The organism is Lactiplantibacillus sp. 7.2.4, from assembly GCF_018991185.1.
GTDB lineage: Bacteria > Bacillota > Bacilli > Lactobacillales > Lactobacillaceae > Lactiplantibacillus > Lactiplantibacillus pentosus.
Map to the genome: position 1 here is coordinate 31,610 of NZ_JAGYGS010000024.1, position 13,423 is coordinate 45,032.

General features: G+C 45.1%; 10 protein-coding genes. 9 read left to right on the forward strand and 1 reads right to left on the reverse strand.

What is annotated here, in order from left to right; genetic code table 11:
* Window positions 1–122: 122 nt before the first annotated feature.
* The 7 genes from KGF70_RS09095 to KGF70_RS09125 all read left to right on the forward strand — a co-directional run bounded on the left by KGF70_RS09095 (window position 123) and on the right by KGF70_RS09125 (window position 8,637).
* Window positions 123–320 carry a hypothetical protein gene (locus KGF70_RS09095; RefSeq protein WP_088769761.1) on the forward strand — a complete coding sequence of 66 codons (198 nt, stop codon included), beginning with the start codon at window positions 123–125 and terminating at the stop codon, window positions 318–320.
* 149 nt (window positions 321–469) lie between these two features.
* Entirely contained in the window at window positions 470–736 is a 267-nt protein-coding gene (locus KGF70_RS09100) for a phosphocarrier protein HPr (RefSeq protein WP_003638282.1), read from the forward strand.
* A complete protein-coding gene (gene ptsP, locus KGF70_RS09105) occupies window positions 736–2,466 on the forward strand; it encodes a phosphoenolpyruvate--protein phosphotransferase (protein ID WP_003638283.1) in 1,731 nt (576 codons plus the stop codon). The genes KGF70_RS09100 and ptsP overlap by 1 nt, the downstream gene beginning before the upstream one ends.
* Window positions 2,467–4,018: 1,552 nt before the next feature.
* The gene (locus tag KGF70_RS09110; protein ID WP_216768538.1) at window positions 4,019–5,197 is read left to right on the forward strand and encodes a glycosyltransferase family 4 protein; all 1,179 of its coding nucleotides are present in this window, start codon (window positions 4,019–4,021) and stop codon (window positions 5,195–5,197) included.
* Between the two features lie 52 nt (window positions 5,198–5,249).
* Window positions 5,250–6,272 carry a glycosyltransferase family 4 protein gene (locus KGF70_RS09115; RefSeq protein WP_216768539.1) on the forward strand — a complete coding sequence of 341 codons (1,023 nt, stop codon included), beginning with the start codon at window positions 5,250–5,252 and terminating at the stop codon, window positions 6,270–6,272.
* Between the two features lie 3 nt (window positions 6,273–6,275).
* Window positions 6,276–7,325: a lysylphosphatidylglycerol synthase transmembrane domain-containing protein gene (locus tag KGF70_RS09120; RefSeq protein ID WP_216768540.1), complete on the forward strand. Its 1,050-nt coding sequence runs from the start codon at window positions 6,276–6,278 to the stop codon at window positions 7,323–7,325.
* Between the two features lie 70 nt (window positions 7,326–7,395).
* Window positions 7,396–8,637 (forward strand): D-alanyl-D-alanine carboxypeptidase family protein, encoded by a 1,242-nt coding sequence (locus KGF70_RS09125; protein ID WP_088769758.1) that lies wholly within the window; start codon window positions 7,396–7,398, stop codon window positions 8,635–8,637.
* Between the two features lie 120 nt (window positions 8,638–8,757).
* Here the strand turns inward: KGF70_RS09125 and KGF70_RS09130 are convergent, their stop codons facing one another.
* Window positions 8,758–9,945 carry a pyridoxal phosphate-dependent aminotransferase gene (locus tag KGF70_RS09130; protein WP_216768541.1) on the reverse strand — a complete coding sequence of 396 codons (1,188 nt, stop codon included), beginning with the start codon at window positions 9,943–9,945 and terminating at the stop codon, window positions 8,758–8,760.
* 192 nt (window positions 9,946–10,137) lie between these two features.
* Here KGF70_RS09130 and KGF70_RS09135 point away from each other — a divergent pair, with 192 nt between their 5' ends.
* Entirely contained in the window at window positions 10,138–10,374 is a 237-nt protein-coding gene (locus KGF70_RS09135; RefSeq protein ID WP_003638289.1) for a YkuJ family protein, read from the forward strand.
* 156 nt (window positions 10,375–10,530) lie between these two features.
* Window positions 10,531–12,636, forward strand: a complete 2,106-nt coding sequence (locus tag KGF70_RS09140; protein WP_216768542.1) for an LTA synthase family protein — start codon at window positions 10,531–10,533, stop codon at window positions 12,634–12,636.
* The last annotated feature ends 787 nt before the right edge of the window (window positions 12,637–13,423 follow it).

A 13,423-nucleotide genomic window follows, 5' to 3' on the forward strand; every position in this document is an offset into this window, starting at 1 on the left:
TTTTGAGCACGGCTTTTCATTAGCAGCCGTCAGCTGTTAGTGAGCGGCGGAAGGTCGGGTCTGAAACGTCAAAAGGATGGTGCAGCGATGGCTCAACCAGACTTTGAGGAGGTGGCAATGAATTGGCAACGGATTATACCCAATTAATGGAAGCGTTACGCACGGGTGAACAGGAAACGTTCACCGTGACGCCGGAAGAATTCATGGCTTTTCACGATGCGTATATGAAGTATGAGTATCGGAAGAGAGTGATTGGAACGGCGGACCTCGATGGCCGCATTGTTTACCATTTTGAGAAGGATGGTACAGCAACCAATTAATAGGCCTAGCTTGAATGAAAGGGCTTGTATTTTAATTGGATAATTGCTATCATCATTATTAAGGGCTCCTGAGTAGACGTGTTGGCGGCAACTCGAATTCACTCGGAACCAATTTTAAATTTATCTATCTTGAAGGAGATCGAATAGTTATGGAAAAGAAAGAATTTCACGTAATCGCAGACACTGGTATCCACGCACGTCCAGCTACTTTATTGGTACAATCAGCAAGTAAGTTCAACTCAGAAATTACGTTGCAATACCAAGACAAGTCAGTTAACTTGAAGTCCATCATGGGTGTTATGTCACTCGGTGTTGGTAAAGATGCTGACGTTACCATTTCTGCAGAAGGTGCCGACGAAGCCGACGCTATTGCAGCTTTAACTGAAACGATGAAGAAAGAAGGATTATCTGAATAATGGCTGAAAAGGTACTAAAAGGAATTGCGGCCAGTGATGGTATCGCAATTGCTAAGGCCTATATGCTAGTTGATCCAGATTTATCATTCGAAAAAACAACGGTCTCCGATACGGATGCTGAAGTTGCACGGTTACATGATGCTTTTGATGCTTCCAAGGCAGAACTAAAGGTCATTAAAGACAAAGCGGTTGAAAACTTGGGTGAAGAAGAAGCAGAAGTTTTTGAAGCTCATATCACCATTTTGTCTGACCCAGAAATGCTTGGACAAATTGAAGGTAAAATCAAGGATGATAAAGTCAATGCCGAAGAAGCCTTGAAGGAAGTTACGGATACTTTCATTTCAATGTTCGAAGCAATGACGGATAATGCATATATGCAAGAACGAGCCGGTGATATTCGCGACGTGACGAAGCGGGTCTTAAGTCACTTGTTAGGGGTTACCTTACCAAGTCCAGCTTTGATTGACTCCGAAGTTATCGTGGTTGCCCACGATTTAACACCTAGTGATACTGCTCAACTTGATCGTAAGTATGTTAAGGGCTTCATTACTGATATTGGTGGTCGGACGAGTCACTCCGCTATCATGTCACGGACGCTTGAAATTCCAGCGGTCGTTGGTTCCGAATCAGCCACAGCTGATATCAAGGCGGGCGACACGGTCGTCTTAGATGGAATCAACGGTGATGCTTTGGTTGAACCAACCGACGCTGAAGTAACGGATTACGAACAAAAGGCGAAGGACTTCGTGGCGCAAAAAGCTGAATGGGCTAAGTTGAAGAATGAAGCTACTGTTTCTAAAGACGGTAAGCACTTCGAATTAGCTTCAAACATCGGGACTCCAGACGATATGGATGGGGTTTTGGATGCTGGCTCAGAAGCCATTGGGTTATTCCGGTCAGAATTCTTGTACATGAATAGTTCAGAATTACCTGACGAAGAGACGCAATTCCAAGCTTACAAGAAGGTTGTCGAAGGCATGAACGGCAAACCCGTGATTGTCCGGACCATGGATATCGGTGGCGATAAGGAATTACCTTACTTGCCATTACCTGATGAAATGAACCCATTCTTGGGTTACCGGGCAATTCGGATTTCGCTTGATCGTGATGACATTTTCCGGACCCAGTTACGCGCGTTATTACGGGCGTCCCACTATGGTCAATTACGGATTATGTTCCCAATGATTGCCACTCTTGATGAATTCCGCAAGGCCAAGGCCATCTTCGAAGAAGAAAAGGCTAAGTTGGTCGCTGCTGGGACACCAGTTGCAGATGACATCAAACTTGGGATTATGATCGAAATCCCTGCTGCCGCAATTTTGGCTGACCAATTTGCTAAGGAAGTTGACTTCTTTAGTATTGGGACCAACGACTTGATCCAATATTCCTTTGCTGCTGACCGTGGTAACGAACAAGTTTCATACTTGTATCAACCATACAACCCATCGTTGTTACGTTTGATCAAGCATGTGATTGACGCTGCTCACGCTAACGGTCGCTTCACAGGGATGTGTGGTGAAGTTGCTGGGGACCAAATCGCGGTACCATTACTGATGGGCTTAGGCTTGGATGAATTCTCAATGAGTTCAACTTCCGTGCTTAAGACGCGTTCATTGATGAAGAAACTTGATACTAAGGAAATGGCTAAATTAGCTGATAAGGCACTTAACGAGTGTGTTACCAACGAAGAAGTCAAAGAATTAGTTGAAAAGAACGTCTTTGATAAGTAATCAATATTAAGCGATTCAGGAAAGAGTAAATCTGCGGATTTGCTCTTTTTTTGCATTTTCGGGCTGGCTTGCATTATTAGAGATGAAAGTGATAGTAGGAAGCTAGTTATTTTAAACTTGGAGACGTCATGGGCTAGTATGCTGATGTTGCAAGCCTGTCAGTGTATGGAAGCTGGAGTGGTATGATTGCCAATTATTTAAACGATTACTGCTTTCCAACCGGATTTGAAATTTAGACACGGCTTTGGTAAAATTCTAGCTCAGACGCAAATTATAATGGCGTATAAGTATATAAGTCGGATAGTAGTAGACGATGTGCCAACACGGGGGACTGAGACAATTGAGTATGCTGGATAGTATCGATGAATGATGCCTAAATCAATATCGTGGCGCAATAGCCACATTTCTAGATGAATACCACTAAGGTCATTAGGAATTTAGGCAATATGCTATTGTGATTTGTCTATTTAGTGGCTAATTCAATGGCAAACGTTAAGTCGGATTTGCGCTGAATGCTGCGTCACTCATAATTTCTGTAGGCCTATTTGGAATTGACTGAATTTTTTTCTTCAAAACGATACATCCGTATCCGTGGTGGCTGTTTGATGATGGCCTAGTTTTTCGTACCTGCTTAAGCAGACGATTTTTGAAAGCATAAATGCTAGGCTCAATAATCTGTGACGCCAATTTTGTTTTTCCTGCTGAAATTAGAGGTGGGTTCATCAGAATGAGACACCTTTTACGGTTAGTTCGCACAGACAGATGAATGCATGAATATGGACATGAATATTATTGATAATTTTAGAGATGGCTAAAATATGAAGCATCATCAACATCAATCAATCTGGATATTACATATTTCAGAAAATAACGATCATTCTAGTTATAGTTGGGTGCACCTATGTCTGCCTTTCGAATACTGTCCCGGCTGGAAGGTTTTCTGGGCAAGGCCAAGTGGTGAAATTTCACTTAGCAAGCGTTTTTTGCTTGGTTAGTGAAAGACCAGTATTTAAGACGTGGGTTGTCGGCTTAAATCTGTGTCCACCACGTTCCGGCCATTGCCCAGAATGCCTGGAAGCCGATGTAGGACGCGCCTCGTTCAGCAGTTTTACGCTAATTCGCACTATTTCCAGCGGTTCTCAGCTGGTCGCTTTTGACGTTGAATTTAACCTAAATACATTACGCCAATCAAAGTACAATCAACCCATGTGCACAAATTGTGCACATGGGTGGCAATATACATATCAGTATGAAAGACCGAGTGACAGGGGTCGTATTTGCGGGTCAAGATAGACTAGAACAATGGAAAGTCAATAAGCCCATGTATTTCAGCCTTAGCTAATGATTTTTAGCAAGCATTTGAGCTGTTCAGTGCCTGTCCGAACTCTTAATTTATATTAAGATTATTTGCAACTCGGATATTTAACCAATATAATGTTTATAATATAGCCATTGAGTCGTTTTCGTGGGGGCCGCAACAAACAGGTCCCATAACGGATAAGCAACATTAATCAGCGGTACTGTTGATTAATGAAATAAGGGGAGAATCTACGTGAATATCGGGATATTTACAGACACATACTATCCACAGGTGAGTGGGGTCGCAACGTCCATTAAGGTGTTACGCAATCAACTCGAACGGGCTGGTCATCAAGTCTATATCTTTACGACCACGGATCCCCATGTTGATAAGAATATTTATGAGCGGAATATCTTTCGATTTACCAGTATTCCGTTCGTTTCGTTTACCGATCGCCGGATTGCCGTCCGTGGGTTGTTTAAAGCCTACCAGGTGGCCAAGGACTTAGGCCTAGATATCGTGCATACTCAGACGGAGTTCTCGATGGGCATGATTGGTAAATTTGTTGCCAAACAATTAAAAGTGCCATGTATTCATACGTACCATACGATGTATGAAGATTATTTACATTATATTGCGAACGGAAAACTATTGAAACCATACCACGTGAAGGAAGCTACGCGCGCCTATTGTTACCATCTTAATGGAATTGTCGCGCCAAGTGACCGGGTCGCCAAGACGTTGACTGGTTACGGCGTCAAAGCGCCAATTCGGATTATTCCAACTGGTATCGACATCAACCAGTATGAACAACAGTCGACGGCTGATTATCGTAAACAACTGGGCTATCAACCGGATACGCCGGTGCTGCTATCGTTGAGTCGGTTGGCGTACGAGAAAAACATTCACGAAGTCATCGCGGCCTTACCAGCGATTTTAGACCAGGTGCCCGCCGCCCAATTACTGATTGTCGGTGATGGGCCAGCGCGTGAAACACTGGAAAATCAGGTGGAAGCAGCTGGTTTGAGTGACCACGTCCAATTTACGGGTGAAATCGATAATGATGCTGTTTATAACTACTATCAGATGGCAGATTTATTTGTTTCGGCTTCGAATTCGGAGTCGCAAGGGTTGACGTATATTGAGGCAATGGCGGCGGGTTTGAAGACCGTCGTGGCATCCAGTCCATATACGGACCAATTATTAGACGATCCGTCATTGGGGACGACGTTTACGAGTGAAGCTGGCCTGGTCAAGGACGTGGTGCGCTATTTGCAACAACCGACGACTTTCGATGATCCCAAACCCCGGCAAAAGAAACTGTATCAGATTTCGGCCGAGTATTTTGGCAAGCAAGTCATCAACTATTACCAGGATGTGCAACTGGCTTATTCGGAATCAACGGATAAATCAGCCAATATCAGCAATTAACGAGTGGGACCATGGGTGTTGAATTGCTGTGTCACATGTAAGGGGACGAATTATGTTAGACATTACCATGTTTTCAAAGGCCGATTCAGTTAAAGGCCAAGGCGTTGGTAGCGCCTATCTTGAATTGATGCGGTTACTGCAGACGCATTGGCAAGATGAGTTCAATATTAAGGTCAATCGGTACGGGCGTTCTGCGATCTCGCATTATCATACGGTCAACCCGATGTTTTACTTGTCGACATTTATGCCGAATCGGGGGCGCAAGATTGGTTACGTCCACTTTTTGCCAGAGACGTTGGAAGGTAGCTTGAAGTTGCCGTGCCCGTTTCAAGTGATTTTTAACCGCTACTTGATTTCTTTCTACAAACGGATGGATCACATTGTCGTGGTTAATCCGACGTTTATTCCGAAGCTGGAAGCGTACCATATCAAACGTGCGGATGTGACTTACATTCCGAACTTTGTTAGCAAACGCGAATTTTATGAAATGACCAAGTCCAAACAGTTGCGGTTGCGTCAGCAGTACGGTTATGATCAACACAAGTTCATGATTATTGGAACAGGGCAGATTCAGGATCGGAAAGGTGTGCCCGACTTCATCACCTTAGCGAAGCGCAATTCGGATATTCAGTTCGTCTGGGCCGGGGGCTTTTCGTTCGGTCGGATTACGGATGGGTATCAGGATTTAAAACAAGTCGTTGATAATCCACCGGCTAATCTATCGTTTCCAGGGATCGTGGCCCGGGAGAAGCTGGTCGACTACTATAATATGGCCGACTTATTCTTGTTGCCATCGTATAACGAATTGTTTCCGATGTCGGTGCTCGAGGCGTTTAGCTGTGGGACACCGGTACTATTGCGCGACTTAGATTTATACCGCGCCATTATTGACGGCTACTATCAAGCTGCGACAGACGTCGATGACATGCAAAAACAAATCGACCATCTGCGTAATAATCCTGCCGGGATGCAATTTTTACATGACAAAGCTGTCTTAGCCGCTCAGGATTACTCTGAGGAACGGCTAGCAAGCGTCTGGCATGATTTTTATTTGCAACAGGCAAAAGAGGGGTAGTCAATGACAAGAAAAAATATCTGGTCATTACTTATCATGGTTGCACTGGGTGTTGGGATCTCTTGGTACTCATTGCGTAACGTGAAATTGAGCAATCTGATGGATGATATCGTCACCTTGAATTGGTGGTGGCTACTCGTTGCGCTCGGTTGTGTTGGCCTCTACTTCGGGTTAGAGGCTGTCGTGGTTCAAAAGTTCGTTCGGCACCGTTATCGGTACTATACGTTTCGAAATGCCTTACGGGTGCCCTTAGCGGAACAGCTCTTTAACGGCATCACACCCTTTTCGTCGGGTGGTCAGCCGGCGCAAATCTTCGTGATGGCCCAGTCGGGTATCGATGCCGGCCGAGCGAGTTCAGTCGCGTTGATGAAGTTTGTCGTCTTTCAGGCAATGGTCGTCTTAAATTTTCTATTTTCAATGTTAATTGGGTTTCATTACTTGGCCGAAAAGTTGAGTTACTTGTCGTTGTACGTGTTACTCGGCTTTTTGATTCACTTTGGGGTGATCGTTGGCCTGTTACTGGTGATGTACTGGTATAATTTCACCAAACGCGCCGTTAAAATCGTTCTGATCCCAGTGGGCTGGTTTATGAAAGCCGAGCGTTTTGCCAAGTTTGAGCAAAATATCAGCGATAAAATCGATTCATTCTATGAAGAAAGTTTACGGATGACGAAGGATTGGCGGATGTTATTAGAAGTCAGTATTGTGACTTTCTTGCAACTATTCTTCTACTACCTGATCCCGTACTTTATTATGCGGGCGATGGGCGTGGATGACGTCAATCTGATTATGGTTACCAGTCTCAACGTACTGATTTTCTTAGTGACATCACTGTTCCCGATTCCTGGGGGCGCTGGTGGGGCCGAATTTGGGTTCACCGCGTTGTTTGCCAAGTTCATTCCGACGCACAGTAAGTTGATCTTAGCGATGCTGATCTGGCGTATTTTGACCTATTATCTCGGGTTATTCCTAGGAATGATTGCGATGGCGATGCACCCGGAGAAAGCCGAAGAAATTCCGATGACTGAAGATAGCCAGGAGACAGAACTGTGACTTTAATGGGCCGGGCCAAGAATCCGACCCATTTTTCGCGGTTAACGATATGTAATTAAAGGAAGGTACTATGTTAAAGTTAATCAAACACCGGCTAGCGACGGGGCTCGTGCTAGCTGCCGGCATGGTCGGCTTACTAATGGGGACGCCAGCGGTTCATGCGGCCAATAAAGCTGATGAAGTCAAAGCGGCTTATATTATGGATGCACAAAGTGGTCAGGTCGTGTATGCGCAAAATGCCGACCAGAAGTTACCGATTGCGTCGTTGAGCAAGTTGATGACGCTTTATTTGGTAGAATCAGCGATTCAGCGTGGTCAAATCAAATGGACAGATACGGTGCCCATTGACAAAAACGTTCGTAAAATGGCAACGAGTGCCACGCTCTCAGTGATGCCCATGCCGGCCAAGGAACATTTTACGGTGAAAGAACTGTTTGCTGCGACCTTAGTCGGCTCCTCGAATAGTGGTGCAATTGCCCTCGGGGAATACGTCGCCGGTAGTAACGCCAAATTTATTAAGTTAATGAACCAACAAGCCGCCAAGTGGCAGTTAGATGCGCATTTTATCAGTGCGTCCGGACTAGATAATACTGACTTGACCAACTATGACTTGAAAATCGCGGGCACTGGCGAGCAGGGCCAAAACATGGTCTCAGCCCGGGCGGTGACGACGATTGCGCGGCACCTGATCAATGATTATCCGGATGTCATCAAAGTTGCTGACCAACGTTCTGTGAAAATTCACAAGTACACGGTCCCGACCTCGGTTCAAATCTTGAAGGGTGAGAAGTATTATGACTACCGGGTGCCGGTTGACGGTTTGAAGACGGGTTACACCAACCAAGCCGGTGCTTGTCTCGTGGCGACCTTCCGTCAAAATGGTCGGCGGATGATTGCGACCACGTTGGGCGGCGCCTGGAAGTTTACCGCCAATAATAACCTGCGCTTGATGTTGAAGCAGACCGAACGCTATCAACAAGTCGCACCGAAAACGATCCAGTATCAGATTCCGGGAACGACGACCAAGCTGCAACTGGAGACGGACAGTCAGACGACTATGTGGCAGAATACGGACCATCCGATGACCCAGACGAAGATCGAACTCTGGCCGTTGCATCGGACGAAGCCTAACTATTTAGCCGCAGGGACGGCTGTCTTGAAATTGCGATTGACGGACCCATTATCGGGAACCGTCCATAACGTCATTTATCGCACACCTAAGGCTTTAACGATGCTCGGCCCAGTCCAATGGGCGACGCAAGTTAAGAAGTCGACCACGGTCAGTGCAGCCGCTTTTGCGATGGCGAAGTAGGACCGCACACCAACCAGTTGAATTGAATACAAACGCCCCGTTAACGAGTGAAAAATTCGTTAACGGGGCGTTTTTTAATGGTGTTAGTTAATTTGGTAGAACGTGTGCTAAATTCCGCGGTTAGTCTACGCGATTAGCAGGCGTTTGCATGTAGGCCGTGAGTCGGTCCATCGCGAGTTGTAGCTTTTCCATGCTGGCAGCGTAGCTCAGGCGAACATAGCCTTCGCCTTCAGCGCCAAACCCAGTCCCAGGGATAATCGCTAATTGATTCTTACGTGCTAGGTCCTTGCAGAAGGCCATTGAATCTTGTTCGAAGCCGGCTGGAATCTTAGCAAAGATGTAGAAGGCACCCGTTGGCCGGGCAATCTTGAAACCAAGCTTGGACATCGTTTGATAGACAAAGTCTCGCCGTGCTTGGTATTCCTTGCGCATTGGTAAGGCGTCATCGATCCCATTAGTCAGGGCTTCGACGCCGGCCTTTTGAGCAATGGTGGTGGCGGCGGTGACATAGTATTGGTGGACTTTCTTCAATTGGGCCGTCATTTCTTTGGAGGCAAATAGGAACCCAATCCGCCAACCAGTCATCGCGTGTGATTTGGATAAGCCGTTGATCAAAATGACTTCATTGGGGATGTACTTGGCAATCGAGACGTGGTCACTTCCGTAAGTGAGTTCGCTATAGATTTCATCTGAAACGACCCAGAGATTATGACGTTGGAAGCATTCGGCTAAGGCCTTGACTTCATCGGCGACGTAAGTGACACCAGTCGGGTTGTTTGGATAGTTGAGAATAATGCCCTTGAAGTGTTCGTCAGGATGGGCGGCAATGAAGTCATCGACCATCTTAGGTGTGATAATGAAGTCATTAACGCCGGTGTCCATGAAGAGTGGCCGAGCGTGGGCTTCCTGGATAATTGGAATGTAGGCTGGGAAGATCGGTGATGGCACGATGATGGCGTCGCCAGGATTGCAGATTGTCGTCAGCGCAGTTGCAATCGCTTCAGTGGCCCCCACGGTGACTAAGACTTGGTCTTCCGCGTCGTAGTGCACGCCGTACTTGGTTGCTTGAAAATTTGCGGCTGCTTGGCGTAGTTCGAGCAGGCCGGCCATCCCAGTGTAGTGAGAGAAGTTGTCGTCGATCGCCTTCTTAGCGGCTGCTTTGACGTGTTCTGGTGTGTTGAAGTCGGGTTCGCCCAAGGTCAACTTGACCATGTCAGGAATCGCGCTCACTTCTTCGTCGAATTGGCGGATAGTTGAAACTTGAATCTGACTGATCGTCTCATTGAGATCGTCTCTAAATAGTGTCATATGTCCAAACTCCTTTAAATTTATAAGTTGTTCTAATTTTAGCACAACTTCTCACCGTCTTAGCATCAAGTTAGGGTATAATTATAAGTGTGAAATTTTGTGGTAAAAATGGGCTTTCTACTAAAAAAACGTGTTATTAGTCCTATTTTTTGCTAGAATGTAAACAAAACTTGAAGGAGCGAGATTAGTATAATGGATAAATCTGAACTATCAGCAATTCTCAAACGATTAGAAGCCATGCGGACGACTGATGCGACCGAAGTGCAGTCACGGCGGTTCGAAAAGGAAGGCGTTCAACGTGGACAGGTAGCGTACGATCCCGCAACCTCGACGTATACGTTACAAGAATTCAATCCAGACCAAACGTTTGAATTCGATAACATCGACCTAGTTGCCATCGAACTTTACGACTTGTTAACGGACAACTAGTATTCCCCCAAAATCCAGATAGATTTTTGATAGATCCATATTATGACGCGTTGTAATGTTGAAGAATTTTTGAAGAAATCTTCAAGATATTGCTAACTAGTACGCAACCGTTATAATATGGATTTGTTAATAGCAATAACGGAGGAAGAAATTACCATGCCTAAATTTATAAAAAACACGGTTGGGAAAGTCAACACAACGTTGGGCTTTTACCTCCTGACCGTGGTCTTATTTTGGCTAAAGACATATATCGCTTATAAGAGTGAGTTTACTTTAGGGGTTAAGGGACCCGTTCAGGAATTTATCCTGTTTCTGAATCCATTTCCGACAGCCATCGTGTTGCTCGGTATTGCCTTGTATTTCCGGGGCCGTTTAAAATATTGGATCATGATGATCATCGACGCCATTCAGACGACGTGGTTATTTGCCAATATTTTATACTACCGGGAATTCTCTGATTTTATGTCGGCAGGGGTAATTAAGAGTTCTGGTGCTGCAAGTAATAACCTTGGGAAGAGTTTAGGGCAGATTATTCATGGCACCGACTTTTTGGTCTATGCGGATGTTGTGTTGTTGATCCTCCTATTGGCTTTCAAGGTGATTCGAATCGATCCGCGGCCATTTAAGATTCGATATGCGGCGACGTTGACGATGATTGGGGTCGCATTATTCGCAGTGGACCTCGGCATGTCCGAACACGACCGTTCAGATTTATTGACGCGGACGTTTGACAACAACTACATCGTGAAGTATCTCGGCCTGAACACATATGCGGGTTATAGTTTCTATCAGACTGAAAAGGAAAGTGCAACCCGCGCCCAGGCAAGTAGTAGTGATATGAAGAGTGTCTTGGCCTACCTGAAGAAGAATCAGGCCGGTGAGAACGTTAAGTACTTTGGTAAGGCCAAAGGAAAGAACGTCTTCGTGATTCACTTGGAAAGTTTCCAGCAATTTTTGATTGATTATAAGGTCGATGGCAAGGAAGTCACGCCGAACCTGAACAAGTTCTATCACGATAAGAGCACGCTGAGTTTTGATAACTTCTATCACCAAGTGGCACAGGGGAAGACTTCTGATGCGGAAATGATGATGGAAAACTCCCTGTTTGGGTTACCGACCGGTTCGGCAATGACCCAGTACGGGACTTCGAACACCTTCCAGGCAGCACCGGCAATCTTAGCGCAAAAGGGCTACACAACCGCAGCCTTCCATGGTGACGTGGCTAGTTTCTGGAACCGGGATAACACCTACAAGTCATGGGGCTATGATTATTTCTTCTATTCTTCCTACTATAAGGAGAAGGCAGATTATAACATCGGCTATGGCTTGAAGGATAAGATCTTCTTCAAGGACTCCGTGAAGTACCTCGAACAGTTACCACAACCGTTTTACGCTAAGCTGATTACGTTGACCAACCACTATCCATATGGATTGGATAAGAAGAACCAGTCGATCGACAAGACCAAGACGGGTGACTCGACCGTGGATGGCTATGTTCAAACGGCCCACTATTTGGATCAGGCCTTTGCTGAATTTATCAGTTACTTGAAGAAGGCGGGTCTCTATAAGAACAGTATGATCGTGCTCTATGGTGACCACTATGGGATTTCAAATAACCATAAGGCGGCGATTGCACAATTACTCGGCAAGAAGTCCGTCACGAGCTTCGACTTAGCACAGTTCCAGAAGGTCCCATTCATGATTCACTCAGAAGGTATCAAGGGTGGCGTCAACCACACGTATGGTGGCGAAATCGATGCCTTGCCAACGATTTTTGATTTGTTGGGTATCAAGAACAAGGGTCACATCCAGTTCGGAACTGACCTGTTGTCGAAGCAGCATAACCAGACGGTCGCGTTCCGTAATGGGGACTTTGTCTCACCAACCTACACCAAAATCAGTGGGACAGTCTATGATTCGAAGACGGGTAAGAAGTTAACGAATATGACGACTAAGCAGAAGGACACCGTCAAGCAGATGCAGAACCACGTGACGACGGAACTCTCCTTGTCCGACCGTGTCATTCAAGGTGACTTGTTGCGCTTCTATACACCTAAGGGCTTCAAGAAGGTCGATAAGTCCAAGTATAGCTACAAGATCACGAAGACCCTCAAATCGTTGAAAGAGATTCAGGCTGAGAAGAATACCAGTCTATTGTCCAAACGTAAGGGTAAGTCTTCTGAGAGCTTGTATAAGACGGATGCACCCGAATTATCCAGCTCAAGTGACAGTAGTAGCTCAAGCAGTAGTAGTTCAGATTAAATCAGTTGTAATTTAGAGGAACGATGCCAGATGATGGTGTTGTTCCTTTTTTTTATTGTCATTATGGTTATCTGAGTGAAGTGCAGTTTAGAAGTGACGTCTCTATAAACATTAGTCTATCAATTCTAGACAGTGTGATAAGAGGTTAGCTTGACTGAGATGGTGGGTGGCGTTTATGGATTCGGATGGGACTGCTGGTGCTTTTGAAGCTGCTAGTATTGCCGGAGCGGCTGAGCGACGGATGGTTGTTCCGACTGTTTGATCGGTGGCGATATATGAACTTGAAGCATTAACAAGCAGGGTGACGGTTGATTGGCGTTTTGAGTCATGATTGCTCAGGTACAAATAAAATATTCACTTTTGAATCAGTGCCAGGTCATTGAAAAATGGCGCTTGAAAATTATTCAGTGTTTACGATAAAAATGTCTTGCTATCTTGATTGAAACCCCGTAAAATATAACCTATTGCGACAACAAATGGTGTTCAAAACTTTTCTGAAATTAATTCATAAAAAGGGTTGACCCGGGTCGTTATTCTTGGTATTATATTTCTTGTCGTTAAGAGCGATATGCAACATTACTCATTATTGTGAATATTCTGATTGATGTGAGCCATTACATTGAATAGTTATTCAAAATAATTTATAAAAAAATGTTGACAGGCTGTTCTGATGATGATAAACTTTAATAGTTGCGTTGAGGTAATCAACGAACGATTTAGACCTTTGAAAACTGAACAAAGTTTCGACGAATCAAATGTGTAGGGTCTCTTGAATTTGAATCAAGAG